Origin of the sequence: Methylophaga thiooxydans DMS010 (assembly GCF_000156355.1) — a bacterium.
Classification (GTDB): domain Bacteria; phylum Pseudomonadota; class Gammaproteobacteria; order Nitrosococcales; family Methylophagaceae; genus Methylophaga; species Methylophaga thiooxydans.
Genome location: NZ_GG657900.1, coordinates 77,053 through 94,837 on the forward strand (window position 1 = coordinate 77,053; position 17,785 = coordinate 94,837).

The following is a 17,785-nucleotide window of genomic DNA, read 5'->3' on the forward strand; positions in this document are numbered from 1 at the left end:
AATCAGGCAAGGTTACAGGCAATATTGTCTATCAAACGAACATTACCTAATCGTGCAGCTACCAGTATACGTAAGGCAGTATCCTGCCCGAGCTGTGCTAACGCCAGATCTGATTCGCGCCGAACATCAAGATACTCTGGCTCGAATCCAGCCTGTTTAAGGTGATCTTGCGCATCAGAAATGGCTACGTCAAGATCGTCAATGCCATTTTCTATCGACGTTTTTAACAGTAAAATTTGCTCATGCAGTAATGGCGCCTGAACGCGCTGTTTCTCCGTTAATAAATTATTACGCGAGCTCAACGCTAAACCGGTCTCATCTCGACGCGTTGGCGCGCCAACAATATCAACGGCTAAATTCAAGTCTTGTACCAGCTTTTTAATTAACATCAATTGCTGGTAATCCTTCTCACCAAACACAGCAATATCAGGCTGAACCATATTGAATAGTTTAGTGACTACCGTTGCGACACCATCAAAATGACCTGGCCGCCCTAGCCCACACAATTTATCTTCCATACCCGGAACATGAATGCTTGTTTGCTTATCCATGCCTTCGGGGTACATCACTTCATCGGATGGTGTAAAAACCAGATCGCAATCAAGTTCACTTAATAGCTTGATATCATCAGTCAATGTACGTGGATAAGCGGTCAGATCGTTTTTATCATTGAACTGTAGCGGGTTAACAAAAATACTCACTACAATGCGATCCGCTAACTCGTGTGCTTTTTGAACCAGTGACAAATGGCCATCATGAAGATTACCCATCGTCGGCACGAACGCCACAATTTCATTATGCTGACGCCAGTTTTTTACGCGAGTACGCAGCGCAACAAGATTATCTACCACCTGCATTAAAATTGCTGCTCCGGCCCAGGGAAAGTACCCGCTTTCACATCTTGTACGTATTTAGTAATCGCAGCCTGAATCGCACCCGTGTCTGCCAGAAAATCATGACTAAAACGAGGACGTCTGCCTGGAGTCAAACCTAACATGTCGTAAAGCACCAATACTTGACCATCACATTCTTTACCGGCACCAATGCCAATCACTGGAATAGTCAGCTCTTTTGTGACACGCGCTGCCAGTTCCGCTGGCACACACTCCAATACCAACATATCAGCACCCGCCTGTTGCAAATTAATGGCATCAGCCATTAGTTCTTCGGCTGCTTGAGCTTCTCGGCCCTGAACGATATAGCCACCCAAGCGGTGTACCGATTGCGGCAATAAACCAAGGTGCGCACAAACTGGAATACCTCGGGCTGAGAGTTGCGCTACGGTATCAGCGATAACAGCCCCGCCCTCGAGCTTAATCATTTGCGCGCCACCTTCCGCCATCAAACGGGCGGCATTACGAATCGCCTGTTCTGCATTGGCATAACTCATAAATGGCATATCCGCGACGACAAAAGCCTTCTCACTGCCTCTGACGACATTGGCAGTGTGGTAAACCATATCATCGACCGTCACGGGTACGGTGCTCTCTTGCCCTTGCACAACCATACCCAGTGAGTCACCCACCAAAATAACATCAATACCTGCTTCTTCCAGTGCATGACTGAAACTTGCATCGTAGGCAGTCAAAACAGCAATCTTTTCCTGCGCTGCTGTCATTTTGCGCAAAGTTGTCAGGCTCAGACGACTCATAATTATTTCTTCCCTTTTACCGGTAACGGGTTGTAATAATGTCTGCCACTTTGGATGGAACAGATTTGCTCCAGCAATTGCTGATAGTCTTGTTCACTGTTCACCAAATCTATCTGCTCAGCATTCACAATCAGCAATGGCGAGGCATCGTAATAATGGAAGAAGTCAGCATAGGTGTCCGCTAATCGTTTCAGATAGCCCTCTTCCACGTGTTGTTCATAGCCAATACCACGCTGACTAATACGTGATTTCAGTACTGGCAGCGAGGCCTGTAGATAGATAACCAAGTCCGGTGTTCGGTGGTGTAAGGTCAAATTGTCATACACCATATTGTAAAGGGCCAATTCATCATCATCTAAGGAAATCTGGGCAAACAATTTGTCTTTTTCGACCATGAAGTCGGCGATATGTAAATCGTTGAATAAGTCATCTTGGTTGAGTGTTTTACCAAGCTTCACCCGTTGCATCAAAAAACTCAGCTGCGTCGGTAAGGCTGACTGTTTCGGATAGAGATAAAATTTTTCCAAAAAAGGATTTTGCTCGGGCTGTTCCAGTAATATCGTGCCTGCAAAGCTCTCTGCCAAGCGTTTGACTAAATGCGTTTTTCCGACCCCTATCGGGCCTTCCACTACGATATAACGATGCTCTAAGGTAGGATTCATAACGCGCTATTTTCCACTTTATCTAAGCCCTCTGGCGGACAGGTTTTCTGCAGTTGCTTGATATTGCCTCGTTGAGGAATATTTAAATCCGGCGCAATTTCGGCAAGCGGATACAAGACAAACGGTCGGTCTGATATGCCCGGATGTGGCACGTTCAAACGTTCATCGTTAATGACCTGATCCGCAAACAACAAGATATCCAGATCCAAGGTTCGTTCGCCCCAATGACGCTTTCTAATTCGCCCATGTGACTGTTCAATTGCTTGTAATGCATCAAGCAGGGCATGCGCTGATAAATGGGTATCCACACTGACAACCGCGTTTATATAATCAGGTTGATCTTGCGGTCCCATTGGTGGGCTTTTGTATAACGATGATGTCTGAACCAGCGTTGTCTGAGCAAGCTGTGCGATATCATCAATGGCTGTTTTTATCTGGGTTTGAGGATTGTCCAAATTACTGCCAAGGCCGATGTAAACGTGCATTATTCCTGATCCTGAGATTTCTTCGCTGCCGGTTTTCTGCGCCGACGACGGCGACGCGGTTTTCGCCCCTGAGGCTCTCCCCCCAGTGTATCCACCATCGTTTGCTGCTCGGTAGCTGACACATCCTGAAATGTTGTCCACCAATCGACGAGTTCAGCCAAAGGCTCGCCAGCATCACTTCGTAAGGCAAGAAAGTCATACGCTGCACGAAACTTTGGGTGCAACAATGATTTGAAGGCACGCTTGCCCTGCCGTTTCGTCAAGCGAGGTTGTAATGTCCAAATATCACGCGTCACCAAACTATAACGTTTAGGAATGGCAACCCGTTGTATTTGATCGGTAATCACTTCAGACGCTGCACGCTGCATGGCTGGTATCTCGGGCATACCATTTTCCATTAGCAACTGCATTCTCTGTCTCACGGGCTCCCACAATATCGCGGCGAACAAGAAGGCAGGCGTCACCGGTTTGTTAGCATCAATGCGGCTATCAGTATTTTCTAATGCCTTCATTAACAGAGTGCGTGGATAGTTATCTTCTTCCTGATGCAGCAACACCGCAGTTTGCGGATACATATGATCAAATAAGCCATAGTGGCAAAGTAGTTCATGGGTGACGGCTGCATTGCCGCTTAAATAGAGTTTGAGTGTTTCATCAAATAAACGTGCCGGAGGAATATCTTTGAGCAGACTGCCCCAATTAAATATCCCTTGCTCGGTTTTTGCATCGACTTGTAAACCGAGTTTGGCGACAAATCGTAACGCGCGCAGCATCCTTACAGGGTCTTCACGATAGCGTGTTTCGACATCACCAATAAGACGTATCACGCCGGCATTGAGATCTTCGATGCCACCCGTATAGTCAATAATCGAAAAATCACGAATATTGTAATACAAGGCATTCACCGTAAAGTCGCGGCGCCAGGCATCTTGCTCTAAGGTGCCGTAAACATTGTCTTGAACAATTCGCCCCTGCGCATCCACATCACCATTTGCTCCCGGCGGTGCTCTGAATGTCGCCACTTCAATCACTTCACGCCCAAAACGCACATGAACCAGTTTAAACCGGCGCCCGATCAAGCGGCTACGCCGGAAAAGTTTATGAACCTGCTCCGGTAGCGCATTGGTAGAGACATCAAAGTCTTTGGGTTCGTGGCCCAGCAATAAATCACGCACACAGCCACCAACGAGGTAGGCCTCAAAACCAGCGTCTTTGAGTGTATACAATACATTCAATGCATTCTGACTGATTTGCTTACGCGAAATGTCATGCTCGGCACGTGGCACGATAATAGGTTCTTCAGGCTTTCGGCTGGCATTGCCATTCTTGCCCTTGACCAACTTTGTAAAGATTTTGTTTAAAGACAGCATAAGCTGTGAATAATACCATGTGTTATGTCAATCGCGTCGCTAAACCATTATCGAAAAACATATAAAAAAACGATATGTTTTTGTGAAAGCAAAAATTGTTGCGTTCAAAACTGTTGCACAACAGCTCAATCAGAGCAGCGCGAGTTGTACGGGACTGAACGACCGACGGTGAATGTCTGTTACACCTAAATCAGCAAGCGCCTTCTGATGTTGCTTAGTTGGATAACCTTTGTGCTGTGCAAAACCATAGCCTGGATACATCAAGTCCATCTCGTGCATCTCACGATCACGTGCGACTTTGGCCAAAATAGATGCCGCCGCAATGGCCGGTTCTTTTTGATCACCCTTAATCACTGTAGTGGTTTTACAATTTAAATCGGGTGCATGAATGCCGTCCACCAGCACATGCCCCGGAGTAATTGATAAAGCTTCTACTGCACGTTTCATTGCCAGCAAACTGGCTTGAAGAATATTAATCTGATCAATTTCTTCAGGTTCCGCGCGTCCCATCGCCCAAGCTAAAGCATGTTCTTTAATCAACGGCACCAAAAACTCACGGCGTTTTTCACTGAGTTTTTTTGAATCGGCCAGTCCTTCAATTGGGTTATCTGGATCCAATATCACCGCTGCCGTAACAACAGGACCTGCTAACGGCCCCCTGCCGACCTCATCGACACCAGCAACCAAGATAATGTCAGACATCAGCTTTTTCCAACATGGTAATGACAGCCTTAGCTGCATTCTTGGCACCACCTGATGGGCCTAAAGCCTCTAGCACCTGTAAACGAATCATTTCGGCGCGATTTTTCGCCTGAGGGTCAGTCAATAACGGCGTCAGCTGCCGATCCAGATTGTCGGTGGTGACTTCGTCTTGTAATAACTCTGTGATCACGTTTTGTTTGGTAATAATATTGCACAAACCAACATAAGGTATTTTCACTAAATGTTTGAGAATACGATAGCTCATCGGCGCAACGCGATAAACTAACAAATGGGGCACACCCAGCAGCGCAATTTCTAAGGTTACCGTCCCCGAAGCCGCCACTATTGCATCGCAGGCTTTGGTGACATCATAAAAATCCGCATTAACCAACTTAATATCGAGTTTAGTTTTTTTGAGAAAGGGCGCTAGATAATTAGCATCTAATCCCGGCGCTATCGGTAACAAAACTTGTAAATCCACATGCCGACGCTGAATCTGTTCTGCGGTTTCCAACATAACGGGTAATAAAGCTTCGACCTCGCTGCGTCGGCTTCCCGGAAACAGTCCTAAAACACGGTGTTCAGGATTGAAGGCGAGCTTTGTTTTTGCCTGTTCCGTGGATAAACCTGATTTAACGGCATCTACCAAAGGGTGTCCTACACAGGTCACAGGCACACCGGCATTTTCATAAAGGGTTTGTTCAAATGGGAACAATACTGCCATCTCATCAACATAGCGTCGGATGGTTTTTATTCTACCGGGTCGCCATGCCCAGACTTTTGGGCTGATGTAGTAAAGCACGGGAATACCCAAACTATGTGCTTTCTTTGCGAGCTTCAGGTTAAAGCCAGGGTAATCCACCAATATCAGCAAGTCAGGCTTTTCTTTCTTTAATCTTTCGACAACTTGATTGAAGATTGTTTTGATCTGACTGTAACGTTTCAGCACTTCCACCAGCCCCATTACAGCAAGCTCTGAGAAGTCAGTGAAAATCTCTGCACCAGCATGGCGCATCGTCTCACCACCGATACCGGATACTGAAATGTCCGGTCTTTGCGCTTTTAACGCAGCAATCATTCGCCCAGCGTGGGCGTCACCAGATGCTTCTCCCGCGACAACGATGATGTACTTTTGTTTTATCAAAGCTCATCAGCCTCAAGGTATCCAGTGAGTTCTAAACCAAAACCAGACACGCCCGTCAACTTGGTCGGGGTACCAATCACCCGCATTTTTCTAACGCCCAGATCCGCCAGAATCTGAGCACCAACGCCAAATGTTCTCAGATCCCATCCCGTCTTGCTGGGTAATGGCGTTTCATCATTGTCTTCTTGTTGATAGCGGGCAATTTTGGCCGCAAGTTGCTTATTCTGCTCGGGTTGACGCAGTACCACCAAAACCCCTTTACCGGCCTGCTGAATCTTTTTCATCACTTCCGGTATGGCCCAATGGCTAGGATCACGAACTGAGCCCAGCAAATCACCTAAAGGATCAGCCATATGCACCCTGACCAAGGTTTCCTGTTCAGGCTCAATATCGCCATACACTAATGCCAAATGCACTTGCTCATTGACCGTATCTTGAAAACTGAATAACTCAAAATCTCCATAATCGGTCGGGAACTGACACTGAGACAGTTCTTTCACGGTCATTTCATTTTCAAGACGATAACTGATGAGATCGGCAATCGTTCCTATCTTTAAATCATGAGTCTGAGCAAATTTTTCCAGATCGGCTCTTCGAGCCATGCTGCCGTCATCATTAAGTATTTCAACAATCACGCCAGCCGGTGAACACCCTGCGAGGTGGGCTAAATCACAACCGGCTTCGGTATGCCCTGCCCGTGTTAATACCCCCCCTGGCTGGGCTTTTAACGGAAACACATGACCGGGTTGAACCAAGTCGTCTGGTTTTGAATCTGCAGCAACCGCCACCTGAACAGTTAATGCGCGATCAGCAGCAGAGATACCTGTCGTGACACCTTGTGCGGCTTCAATCGACACAGTGAAGTTGGTGGAGTACGGCGTCTGATTATCACTCACCATTAACGGTAAACGTAATTCACGGCAACGTTCTTCGGTTAAGGTCAGACAAATCAAACCACGGCCAAAACGTGCCATAAAATTGATAGCTTCGGGCGTCACCTTTTCAGCCGCCATAATCAGATCGCCTTCATTTTCGCGATCTTCATCATCCATAATGATGACCATTTTGCCCTGTTTGAGATCCTCAATGATTTCAGCGGTCGAGTTTAATTGCATGTCAGAGTGTTCCGTAATCGGCAAAATTGGTTCCTTCATCGTCTGCGAATTTTCCCGGCAATAAACGCTCAAGATAGCGTGCGATCAGATCGACTTCCAGGTTGACCTGCGTACCCACTTTGTAGTCGCTTATTATCGTTTCTTGCATGGTATGAGGAATAATATTAACTTCAAACCATCCTTGACCAATATTGTTGACGGTGAGACTAACCCCATCAATACAAACTGAGCCTTTCTCGGCAATATAACGCTCTAAGACTGGCGGAACCTCAATCCGAAAACAGACCGACCGTGCTGAAGTTTCCATTTGCAGGACTTTACCAAGACCATCAACATGGCCACTGACCATATGTCCACCCAGTCGGTCACCCACGGCCAATGCCTTTTCCAAATTCACCTTAGAACCCGCAATTGCCAAGCCCAGACTGGTTCGATCTAAACTTTCTTTGGACACATCAAAGCTTAGTTGTGAGGAAGTCATTTCCACAACCGTCAGGCAAACACCATTGACGGCAATGCTGTCACCAAGTTTCACATCGGATAAATCCCATTTCTGTGTCGCTATGTTAAGGCGTAAATCTCCCTCACTTGGCTGCACCGAATCGACCTGACCTATAGCTGCAATAATGCCAGTAAACATAACTCAAAATTCCTCGTTGTATTCGGGTATCGCGGTGATGCGCCAGTCTTTACCTATTGGGCGCATATCCGTGATATTCAATGAAATATTCTGTGCCATGGTTTCCATGCCGGGAAGATGAAACACACCACGAGCCATATCGCCCATTATCTTAGGCGCCATATAAATCACCAGCTCATCTATCAGCCGTGCTTTAAGCATTGCGCCATTCAATACACCGCCAGCTTCAACCATCAGCTCGTTGACTTCGCGCTGTGCCAGCACTGACATTAAGGCTGTCAGATCGATAATGTCACCATCTTCCGGCAAAACAATGCTTTCAGCACCATTGGGCGCTTTCTTATCTTGAGCTGTTGCGAGTAACACACGTTTTTCCTGCAATATACGAGCGTTTTCTGGCATACGCATTTTACTATCGACAACGACTCTTAACGGTTGCCGTACTTTTTGTCCCTGCGGATACCACGTATTATCACTCTGTTCAGGTCGAACATTTAGCAGTGGGTCATCAGCTAAAACCGTCCCTATGCCGGTCATAATGGCAGAGCTTCGTGCACGTAGCTTTTGCACATCGGCCCTCGCTTCCGGTCCGGTTATCCATTTACTTTCGCCAGAAGCCATCGCAGTGCGTCCATCCAAACTCATGGCCAATTTGCTGCGGATAAAGGGCTTACCGATACGCATACGCTGACAAAAACCGGGATTTAATTTTTCAGATTGTGCAGCCAATATATCAGTATGCACTTCCACGCCAGCCTGTCTTAGTCGTGTGATACCACTACCTGACACAACAGGATTTGGGTCGGTCATTGCAACAAAGACGCGTTTAACCTTGGCTGTAATCAGCGCATCAACACAGGGAGGGGTTCGGCCAAAATGACTGCACGGTTCCAAAGTGACATAACAATCTGCACCTTCAGCAGCGTGACCAGCTGCCTGTATGGCATTGACTTCGGCATGGCCTTCACCGGCACGCATATGCCAGCCTTCGCCAATAATCTCGTCATTTTTGACAATAACGCAGCCTACCCGAGGGTTCGGGTCGGTGGTGTAAAGGCCTCGTTCGGCCAGTTGTATGGCTCGTGCCATGAAATGTTCAGGTGACGGCATAATGCTCTTTTGCTGAACTGCGTAAAATTGATAGTAAATCAAACACGGTTATTTTGCCCAACGATATCAATTTTTAGAATTGCTAACCGCTGAAGCTGGATGTCTTACTTATCCTCAGAATCAACTTTTTTCATTCGTTCAATTTCTTCACGAAATTCATTAACATCCTGAAAGCTACGATAGACAGACGCAAATCGCACATAAGCAACTTCGTCCAGCTCTCTCAGTGCATCCATTACCCAGTCCCCCACCAGGCGGCTATCGACTTCGCGTTCACCGGCAGCCCACAAACGACGGGTAATTGTTTTCACTGCTGTATCGACAGCATCAATACTGACGGGCCGTTTTTCCAATGCTCGCATAAACCCGGCACGAAGCTTATTCTCATCGAATAACTCGCGGGAGCGATCTCGTTTAATCAAACGCGGGAGACTCAGCTCTGCAGTTTCATACGTAGTGAAGCGCTCGTTACACTCCACACACATACGACGTCGGCGGATGGCATCGCCCTCCGCCGACAGACGTGAATCCACGACTTTTGAATCATCTGCACCACAAAAAGGACAGCGCATCAGTTATCCAAGATTATGAGTAAACAGGTAAGCGGTCGCAAACAGCAACCACTTTGCTCTTCACTTCGTTAATGACTTTTTCGCCACCACCAGCATCGATAACATCACACATCCAGTTCGCCAGATCACGGCATTCCGCTTCTTTAAAACCCCGTGTTGTTACTGCAGGGGTACCGACACGAATGCCCGATGTCACGAAAGGTGATTGAGGATCATTCGGTACGGCATTTTTATTGACAGTGATATGCGCTGCACCTAACCAAGCATCAACTTCTTTACCTGTCAAACCGGCTTCAATAAAGCTGACTAGGAATAAGTGATCATCAGTACCACTAGAGACGACATCGTAACCACGTGTCATAAAGACATCGGCCATCACTTTGGCGTTTTTAATGACTTGCTGTTGGTAGCTTTTGAACTCCGGCAACATGGCTTCTTTGAATGCAACTGCTTTTGCAGCAATTACATGCATCAGCGGACCACCTTGGAAGCCAGGGAATACAGCAGAGTTCAGTTTTTTCTCAATGTCTGGATTAGATTTTGCCAGAATCAAACCACCACGAGGACCACGCAGGGTTTTATGAGTTGTGGTCGTTGTCACGTCAGCAATATTGACTGGGTTAGGGTATAAACCAGTAGCAACTAAACCAGCGATGTGCGCCATATCGACTAGTAGAAAAGCGCCCACCGAATCAGCGATATCACGGAATTTTTGCCAATCAATCACGCGCGAATAAGCTGAGAATCCTGCTACAACCATTTTTGGTTTATGTTCTTGAGCTAAAGCGGCCACTTCATCGTAATCAATTTCACCGGTTTCTGTGTTGATACCATAAGAAACAGAGTTATAAATCTTGCCTGAAGCGCTGACTTTTGCGCCATGTGTCAGGTGTCCACCGTGAGCCAGACTCATACCCAGAATCGTATCACCAGGTTGTAACAGAGCAAGGTATACAGCGGCATTGGCTTGTGAGCCTGAATGCGGTTGCACATTAGCGTAATCGGCACCGAACAGCTCTTTTGCACGTGCGATGGCGATATCTTCGACAGTATCAACGTGTTCACAACCACCGTAATAACGTTTGCCCGGATAACCTTCGGCATATTTATTGGTCAAAGATGAGCCCTGCGCTTGCATTACACGTGGGCTGGTGTAGTTTTCAGATGCAATCAGTTCGATATGATCTTCCTGACGCTGATCTTCTGCATTAATCGCATTGAACACTTCATCGTCAAAGCCAGCGATGGTCATGTTTTTCTTGTACACAGTATTCCCCTGTCTCTACTGTAAAATGGGACATTATTCTATCTCACAACGTCGCCGTCATCTATGGCATAGTGACAGTTTTATCAGCATGGGGACGCATTAACACATCATGAAAATCGGATTAATCGGTACAGGCCTGATGGGACAAGCGTTAGCAACGCATTTACTGGCAGAAAGTCAGCCGCTAATCGTCTATAACCGTAGCACTGAAAAAAGTGATGAGCTACGTGAACGTGGTGCCGAGGTTGCACTATCTGCGCAACAAGTCGTGGAAGAAAGCACTATTTGCTTATTGTTTCTCAGTGATGCTGACGCGATTCATATGGTGTTTGACTCCATCGCACCAGCGGCCTTTGATAGCACGCTTTTGATTCAAATGGGTACTATCGCACCGGAAGAATCACGTGAGCTTGCTCAACGGGTTCAGGCCATGGAAGGACGTTACCTTGAATGTCCGGTCTTGGGCAGTCTTCCAGAAGCACGTAGCGGCAAATTAATTTTGATGGCAGGTGGCAACAAAGCTGATTACCAAACAGCGCTTCCTCTGCTGCAGCTAATAGGTCATGAACCGCAACATATTGGTGATCTCGGTCAAGGTGCTACGGTCAAACTGGCGATGAATCAATTGATCGCAGGGCTGACAGCAAGCTTTGCTTTGAGTCTGGCATTAGTCGAAAAAGAAGGCATCCAGACCGAACAGTTTATGAAAATTGTCCGTGACAGCGCGTTGTATGCACCGACTTTTGATAAGAAGTTGAGCCGTATGTTGGATCGTGATTTCGCCAATCCGAATTTTCCCACCAAACATTTGGCTAAAGATACACGTTTATTCCTGTCTGTTGCTGATGAGCTGGGGCTAAATACCAGTGCCTTGCAAGGTATTGAGGCCTTACTACAAGAGACGCTGAAAATGGGACTCGACAATACCGACTACTCAGCCTTGATGGCTGCCGTATCACCGGATAAGAAATAAAAAAAAGCCCTCTTTCGAGGGCTTTAATATCTAAACCTTGAACAGGTCGCGGCGAACAATCGTTTCACAGCGATCCGGGCCAGTTGAAATAATATCAATTGGCACACCCGCCAAGCTTTCTACTTTTTCAATATAAGCACGTGCATTGCTAGGCAATTTATCGTAATCCGTGACACCCAATGTAGACTCGTGCCAACCCGGCATATCGATGTATACAGGCTTACACCCCTCAAACTCATCGGCACTCAGTGGCAGAATATCGACGGGTTCACCGTTACGTTCATAAGCCACGCAAAGACGGATAGTTTCGACACCATCCAATACATCAAGCTTGGTCAAACATAAGCCCGTAATGCTATTAATCCAGCTTGCACGATTTAGCGCCACCATATCCAGCCAACCACAACGGCGATCGCGCCCTGTTGTTGAGCCTTTTTCCATCCCTTTTTCAGCGAGGTGTTTTCCGACATCATCAAACAGTTCGGATGGAAATGGTCCACCGCCGACACGGGTTGCATAAGCTTTAGTGATACCCAACACATAATCAATATGACATGGTCCAACACCAGCCCCCGTGGCACTTCCGCCTGCCGTAGTATTGGATGACGTTACGTAAGGATAGGTGCCGTGGTCAATATCGAGTAAGGCACCCTGGGCGCCTTCGAACATGACATTTTCGCCAGCCTCAGAATAGGCTTGTAGCATCGCTGGAATATCAGCAATCAGTGGCAGTAACACATCACGCATCGCCAGAGTTTCTTGCAATACTTTTTCGTAACTGACCGGTTCCACGTCGTAATAATTGGTCAAAGCAAAGTTATGGAACTCCATTACGTCTTCGAGTTTTTCAGCGAAGCTTTCTGCATTCAATAAATCACCAACACGTAAACCACGGCGTGCAACTTTATCTTCATAGGCAGGGCCGATTCCTCGACCGGTAGTACCAATTGCCGCTTTGCCTCGACGCAGTTCGCGCGCCTGATCTAATGCAATATGGTAAGGAAGAATCAGTGGACACGCAGCGCTGATTTTTAAACGCTTACGAACGGGGACACCGTTACCTTCGAGTTCAGCCATTTCTTTCAGTAAGGCTTCTGGGCACAACACCACACCGTTACCGATCAAGCACTGAACGTTTTCACGCAAGATACCTGATGGAATCAGATGAAGAATGGTTTTTTTACCTTCAATTACCAGGGTATGTCCGGCATTATGTCCGCCTTGAAAACGCACCACAGCAGAGACATTATCGGTCAACAGATCGACCAGTTTACCTTTACCTTCGTCGCCCCACTGGGAGCCAATTACAACAATATTTTTAGCCACGAGTTTGTGTTCCTGTTTCAGCCACTTCCCAGTGACCATCTTGTTTTACTAATGTATGTGTAGTTGCTACTTCTGAGCCTGGTAGTTGATAAACCACCACTTTTCCAGCTTGTCTGAGCGATTCAACCAGTTTTTGCAAGTCAGCATCATCCTGCCATGTCACACCGATAACATCTGGCTGAGCTTTAGTTGCTGGTAATTGTGTTGCCAGCTTTTTCAGATCCATGCTGAAACCGGTGGCCGGTTGTGCATGGCCAAATTCCTCACCGATATCATCGTAGCGACCTCCGGCAGCAACTGCCTGAGCCGAACCTTGTTTGTACGCAGCAAACACCACACCCGTGTGATAGTGATAACCACGTAATTCAGCGAGATCAAAGTTAATCGCCAGTGAAGGCAAACGCTGAGCTAAGGCTTCTGCAATTTGTTCCAAAGTATCTAATGCCTGCTGAACTGAGGCTGGTGCCTTTTGTAAATGTTGACGTGCTGTTTGAAGAACAGCTCTATCACCATTTAACTCAGCCAATATTTGCAGCATCTTCTCAGCATCACTATCAAGTTGATATTCGACAAGTAATGCTTCAATTTCAGCGGCAGCTTTACGTTGCAAGGCTGAAAATAACGCTTGCTCCTGAAACTCAGTCAGACCGGCGTAGGCTGCTAGACCACGATAAATACCGACATGGCCGATATCCAGAGCAATCGTCGATACAGCGCCAGTCACATTGAGTAAATCTACCATCAGCTCGATGCTTTCGACGTCACTCTCGGGACCTGCGTGACCGTATATTTCAGCACCCAGTTGAATAGGATTGCGAGATTTACCTTGGCCTTCCGGCAAGGTATGTAAAACACTACCGATGTAACACAAGCGAAGAATTTCAGATTGATGTCTCAGCTTATGAGCAGCGATACGAGCCACTTGTGGCGTCATATCAGCTCGAATCCCAAGCATTCTTCCTGACATTTGATCTGTCAGTTTGAATGTTTGTATATCGAGTGTTTTAGCAGTACCCGTTAACAGCGAGTCGAGATATTCCACTAGTGGTGGAACAACCAGCTGATAACCCCAGCTACGCATTCTATCGACGAGTGAGCGATGCAAGATTTCCAGTTGTGAAGCTTCCTCCGGCATCAATTCATCGATACCTTCTGGCAGCAGCCAACTTTCTTTGATAGTCATGTCGCGTTAATTAATCCAGTATAGAAAGATCAGACCTGCAAGCATGCTAAAAAAACCAATCAGACGGACTTGTCTGTCTGGCATAGCAGCCATTTGCAGAAGTGCACGTTTGAACACAGTCGGGTTGAGAAACGGCATGATGCCCTCAATAACAAGCATCAATGCCGTTGCAACCCACAGACTGTGTATCAGGTCTGCACTCACTGTGCAGACAAAGAGGAGTCGCTAAAGCGATCGAAAAAATCACCTGTCGGTTCAATGACCAACATATCATCACCTTGGAAGATATTTTGGTAAGCGCTCAAACGACGGTAAAGACCGTAGAAATCTTCATTTTGGCCATACGCCTCAGCATAGATTTCTGTCGCTCGTGCATCACCTTCACCACGCAGATTTTCGGCATCACGACGAGCTTCAGCTAAAATCACTGCACGTTGACGATCCGCATCAGAGCGAATTTCTTCAGCTTTCTCCGCACCTTGAGAACGAAGTTCTTTGGCAACACGCTCACGTTCAGCTTCCATACGCGTGTATACCGATGAGCTTACTTCTTGTGGCAGGTCGATACGCTTAATACGTACATTTGAAATGGAGATACCAAAGCCTTCCGCTACGCGGTTAGCTTCTTTCAGAATATCTTTAACCATGGTGACACGGTCACCTGATACCACTTCTTGAATCGTCCGTCGACCAAACTCGGCACGCAAACCATCTTTGATGATCTGAGATAAACGCAGTGCTGCACGCTCTTCATCGCCACCCATAGAGGTGTAGTAAGTCGCCACGTCCGCAATACGCCACATGATGAATGAATCCACGATAACGTTTTTCTTTTCACCCGTCAGATAGCGTGCAGGTTGGGCATCCAAAGCCATTTCACGGGCTTCGAACTTACGCACTTCATTAACAAAAGGAATTTTGAAATGCAGGCCTGGCTCGTAATCAGAGCGTTCAATTTGCCCCAATCTCAACAATAAAGCTTTCTGACGTTCATCAACGATAAACATAGAAGATGTCAGGGTAATCAGTACGAAAGCGACCAGTACTAAAATCAGTGTCATACGTGAACTCATTTTAGCGACCTCCTCTGCTACGAACGTCATCACGTGACGCGCTAGATGATGACGAAGAATTAGTGTTTGATGATGGGTAGTTAAGGCTATCCAGATCCAAACGAGTTGGATTGCTTGAACGGTTACCACTTAAGCGATCTAATGGTAGATACAACACATTACTACCGCCGTTTTCCACATCAACCATTACTTTCTGGCTTTTCGAGTAAACAGACTCCATCGCATCAAGATACAAACGCTCCATAGTAACTGCAGGTGCTTTGTTGTACTCTCGCATTACCTGAGTAAAGCGACTCGCGTCACCTTCTGCTTTAGCAATAATCTGGCTCTTGTAGGCTTCTGCTTCTTGAAGAATACGGAAAGCCTGACCGCGGCGCTTTCCGGCAAAATGTCATTTGAATAAGCTTCTGCCTGATTCTTTTGACGAACTTCGTCCTCCACGAGCTTTACCACATCAGCAAACGCTGCCTGAACTGCTCGGGTGGCTGTACGTCCTGCATGTTGACGCTGGTAACTAATAACCCCCGTCATGGGCATCGAGCATTGATTGCAGCAGTTGTTCCGTACTATTTGCAATGGCACTTCGTCCTTCTGTCAAAACGAAGTCCATATCAGAGCGACCTACCGTTTCACGTACCGCACTTTCCATCATCTGACGAAGAATCAAATCAGGATTACGTACGTTGAAGAGATATTTGCCAGCATCTTGAACACGGTATTGCACAGCAATTTTTAAGTCGATGATGTTTTCATCTTTCGTCAACATTAATGCTTCTGAATGAATCGTACCGCCGTTACGTGAACCGTTTGAGCGATAACCAATTTCCGCTGTACGAATTTCTTCTACATTAACCTTTTCAACTTTTTCAATCGGATAAGGTAAATGCCAGTGTGGACCAGGCATGGTTGAGGTTGCATATTGCCCGAAACGAAGCACGACACCTCGTTCGGCAGGGTCAACAATGTAAACACCCGACAATAACCAGATAATAGCGATGATTGCTGCAATCAGTCCAAGGCCGTAAGAACCTGCGTTGGAGTTGTTATTGCCGCCACTCGAGCCGCCTTTGCCACCGAATAGTCCGCCGAGCTTACGCTGCATATTACGGACGACTTCATCTAAATCAGGTGGACCGTCATTACCACGATTACCCCACGGGTCTTTATCACCACTACCGGGTTCATTCCAAGCCATGTAGCTCTCCAATATGAGAAAACAGAGAAAATTGCTTTAAAAAAAGACTATTTTACGGAGATGGGCGGTATACGCAACCAAAACCGTGATCGTCAGTTCAGATAGTCAGACTGATCTTGCTGCGGAAAATATTCCTGTAGAGCCTGTCGCAGGAGTTCCAGCCCTTCACCTGATTTTGCTGATAACCAAATACGGTGGATGTTACCATCAGCATTGCGCTCAATTCGCGGCTTCATACCATCAACATTATCAATTTTGTTATAAATAATGAGCTGCGGTAATTCATGTGCTTCGATTTGCTTGAGTACATCATTAACGTGATGAATTAACTCTTCACGGTCACCTGATGCACAGTCCACAACATGCAACAATAAAGCGGCATCACGCGTTTCTTCTAGGGTCGAACTGAACGATTCAACCAAGTCATGCGGCAAATCACGAATGAAACCAACCGTATCAGCCAGAATCAGCATCTCGGTGTCATGTAACTTGACCCGACGCAATGTTGGATCCAATGTTGCAAACAAGCGATCATCGGCGTAGACCTCAGCAGACGTAACCTTATTGAACAGAGTCGACTTACCCATGTTGGTGTAGCCCACCAAAGAAACGACTGGCACACCACCACGTTGACGAGAACGTCTGCCCTGCTCACGTTGCGAACGCACCTTGTCCAGTTTCTTCTTTAAGGTTTTGATGCGTTGACCAAGTAAACGGCGATCAGTTTCTAACTGCGTTTCACCGGGGCCACGCATACCAATCCCGCCTTTTTGTCTCTCAAGGTGAGTCCAGCCACGAATAAGACGTGTCGATAGATGCTGTAGCTGAGCAAGCTCTACCTGAAGTTTACCTTCATGGGAGCGGGCTCTACGGGCAAAGATGTCTAAGATCAGGCCAGTTCTGCCTAGCACGCGACACTTCAGCTTGTGCTCAAGATTGCGCTCCTGACTGGGCGAAAGTTCATGATTAAAAATCACCAACGCCGCATGCGAAGCATGCACAAATTCGGCGACTTCATCGACTTTACCGCTGCCAGCAAAATACTTCGGATCTGGACGGTGACGCTTACCTTCTACCAGAGCCGCGATATTGGCGCCTGTTGAACCAACCAACTCTTTGAATTCCATTTGTGATTCATCGTAGTCAGGATCGTTGAAATTAAGATGTACCAGTACAACTGCTTCTTTGTCCGATAAATCGTCAAAAGCCGCGTTACTATCAGGGCGATCAAACAATCAAAGTGCTCCTATTCTTCTTGCGAGAAATTAACATTACGCGAGGGAACGATAGTAGAAATAGCGTGTTTGTATACCATTT

Annotated in this window: 21 protein-coding genes; 1 reads left to right on the forward strand and 20 read right to left on the reverse strand. The window is 46.7% G+C overall.

Annotation, left to right across the window (positions count from 1 at the left end; genetic code table 11):
- Nucleotides 1-2: 2 nt before the first annotated feature.
- The 12 genes from panC to glyA all read right to left on the reverse strand — a co-directional run bounded on the left by panC (nt 3) and on the right by glyA (nt 10,718).
- The gene (panC, locus tag MDMS009_RS12200) at nt 3-857 is read right to left on the reverse strand and encodes a pantoate--beta-alanine ligase (RefSeq protein WP_008291824.1); all 855 of its coding nucleotides are present in this window, start codon (nt 855-857) and stop codon (nt 3-5) included.
- Complete coding sequence (gene panB, locus MDMS009_RS12205; RefSeq protein ID WP_008291834.1) at nt 857-1,651, reverse strand: 3-methyl-2-oxobutanoate hydroxymethyltransferase; 795 nt, start codon at nt 1,649-1,651, stop codon at nt 857-859. Before panB ends, panC begins: the two co-directional genes overlap by 1 nt.
- A 2-nt stretch (nt 1,652-1,653) precedes the next feature.
- Nucleotides 1,654-2,313 carry a deoxynucleoside kinase gene (locus MDMS009_RS12210; protein WP_008291796.1) on the reverse strand — a complete coding sequence of 220 codons (660 nt, stop codon included), beginning with the start codon at nt 2,311-2,313 and terminating at the stop codon, nt 1,654-1,656.
- The gene (gene folK / locus MDMS009_RS12215) at nt 2,310-2,798 is read right to left on the reverse strand and encodes a 2-amino-4-hydroxy-6-hydroxymethyldihydropteridine diphosphokinase (protein WP_043888333.1); all 489 of its coding nucleotides are present in this window, start codon (nt 2,796-2,798) and stop codon (nt 2,310-2,312) included. The genes MDMS009_RS12210 and folK overlap by 4 nt, the downstream gene beginning before the upstream one ends.
- Complete coding sequence (pcnB, locus tag MDMS009_RS12220) at nt 2,798-4,138, reverse strand: polynucleotide adenylyltransferase PcnB (RefSeq protein WP_237700525.1); 1,341 nt, start codon at nt 4,136-4,138, stop codon at nt 2,798-2,800. The genes folK and pcnB overlap by 1 nt, the downstream gene beginning before the upstream one ends.
- A gap of 159 nt (nt 4,139-4,297) precedes the next feature.
- Nucleotides 4,298-4,870, reverse strand: a complete 573-nt coding sequence (gene rnhB / locus MDMS009_RS12225; RefSeq protein WP_008291822.1) for a ribonuclease HII — start codon at nt 4,868-4,870, stop codon at nt 4,298-4,300.
- Nucleotides 4,863-6,014, reverse strand: a complete 1,152-nt coding sequence (gene lpxB, locus MDMS009_RS12230; protein WP_043888335.1) for a lipid-A-disaccharide synthase — start codon at nt 6,012-6,014, stop codon at nt 4,863-4,865. The genes rnhB and lpxB overlap by 8 nt, the downstream gene beginning before the upstream one ends.
- Nucleotides 6,011-7,129, reverse strand: a complete 1,119-nt coding sequence (gene ribBA, locus MDMS009_RS12235) for a bifunctional 3,4-dihydroxy-2-butanone-4-phosphate synthase/GTP cyclohydrolase II (RefSeq protein ID WP_008291816.1) — start codon at nt 7,127-7,129, stop codon at nt 6,011-6,013. Before ribBA ends, lpxB begins: the two co-directional genes overlap by 4 nt.
- Before the next feature lies 1 nt (nt 7,130).
- On the reverse strand, nt 7,131-7,769 hold the full coding sequence (locus MDMS009_RS12240; protein ID WP_008291836.1) for a riboflavin synthase: 639 nt from the start codon (nt 7,767-7,769) through the stop codon (nt 7,131-7,133).
- A 3-nt stretch (nt 7,770-7,772) separates the two neighbouring features.
- The gene (gene ribD, locus MDMS009_RS12245; RefSeq protein ID WP_008291803.1) at nt 7,773-8,879 is read right to left on the reverse strand and encodes a bifunctional diaminohydroxyphosphoribosylaminopyrimidine deaminase/5-amino-6-(5-phosphoribosylamino)uracil reductase RibD; all 1,107 of its coding nucleotides are present in this window, start codon (nt 8,877-8,879) and stop codon (nt 7,773-7,775) included.
- 104 nt (nt 8,880-8,983) lie between these two features.
- Nucleotides 8,984-9,451: a transcriptional regulator NrdR gene (gene nrdR / locus MDMS009_RS12250; protein ID WP_008291828.1), complete on the reverse strand. Its 468-nt coding sequence runs from the start codon at nt 9,449-9,451 to the stop codon at nt 8,984-8,986.
- A gap of 13 nt (nt 9,452-9,464) precedes the next feature.
- Complete coding sequence (gene glyA / locus MDMS009_RS12255; protein ID WP_008291820.1) at nt 9,465-10,718, reverse strand: serine hydroxymethyltransferase; 1,254 nt, start codon at nt 10,716-10,718, stop codon at nt 9,465-9,467.
- 109 nt (nt 10,719-10,827) lie between these two features.
- On the opposite strand from glyA, the gene MDMS009_RS12260 reads away from it, so the two are divergent.
- A complete protein-coding gene (locus MDMS009_RS12260) occupies nt 10,828-11,691 on the forward strand; it encodes an NAD(P)-dependent oxidoreductase (RefSeq protein ID WP_008291784.1) in 864 nt (287 codons plus the stop codon).
- 30 nt (nt 11,692-11,721) lie between these two features.
- On the opposite strand, the gene MDMS009_RS12265 is transcribed toward MDMS009_RS12260, so the two are convergent.
- From MDMS009_RS12265 to MDMS009_RS16760, 8 genes are all read right to left on the reverse strand, one after another.
- A complete protein-coding gene (locus MDMS009_RS12265; RefSeq protein ID WP_008291797.1) occupies nt 11,722-13,017 on the reverse strand; it encodes an adenylosuccinate synthase in 1,296 nt (431 codons plus the stop codon).
- Nucleotides 13,010-14,200, reverse strand: coding sequence for an ATP phosphoribosyltransferase regulatory subunit (locus tag MDMS009_RS12270; protein WP_008291819.1), 1,191 nt, complete (start codon nt 14,198-14,200; stop codon nt 13,010-13,012). Before MDMS009_RS12270 ends, MDMS009_RS12265 begins: the two co-directional genes overlap by 8 nt.
- Nucleotides 14,201-14,206: 6 nt before the next feature.
- Nucleotides 14,207-14,404 carry a DUF2065 domain-containing protein gene (locus MDMS009_RS16125; RefSeq protein ID WP_036316012.1) on the reverse strand — a complete coding sequence of 66 codons (198 nt, stop codon included), beginning with the start codon at nt 14,402-14,404 and terminating at the stop codon, nt 14,207-14,209.
- The gene (gene hflC, locus MDMS009_RS12275) at nt 14,401-15,273 is read right to left on the reverse strand and encodes a protease modulator HflC (protein ID WP_043888337.1); all 873 of its coding nucleotides are present in this window, start codon (nt 15,271-15,273) and stop codon (nt 14,401-14,403) included. Before hflC ends, MDMS009_RS16125 begins: the two co-directional genes overlap by 4 nt.
- A gap of 1 nt (nt 15,274) precedes the next feature.
- Complete coding sequence (locus tag MDMS009_RS16635) at nt 15,275-15,550, reverse strand: hypothetical protein (RefSeq protein WP_319946229.1); 276 nt, start codon at nt 15,548-15,550, stop codon at nt 15,275-15,277.
- A gap of 237 nt (nt 15,551-15,787) precedes the next feature.
- A complete protein-coding gene (gene hflK / locus MDMS009_RS16640; protein WP_008291817.1) occupies nt 15,788-16,468 on the reverse strand; it encodes a protease modulator HflK in 681 nt (226 codons plus the stop codon).
- Nucleotides 16,469-16,560: 92 nt separating this feature from the next.
- Nucleotides 16,561-17,703, reverse strand: coding sequence for a ribosome rescue GTPase HflX (hflX, locus tag MDMS009_RS12285; protein ID WP_008291806.1), 1,143 nt, complete (start codon nt 17,701-17,703; stop codon nt 16,561-16,563).
- 11 nt (nt 17,704-17,714) lie between these two features.
- The gene (locus MDMS009_RS16760) at nt 17,715-17,783 is read right to left on the reverse strand and encodes an RNA chaperone Hfq (protein ID WP_193345556.1); all 69 of its coding nucleotides are present in this window, start codon (nt 17,781-17,783) and stop codon (nt 17,715-17,717) included.
- Between the last annotated feature and the right edge of the window lie 2 nt (nt 17,784-17,785).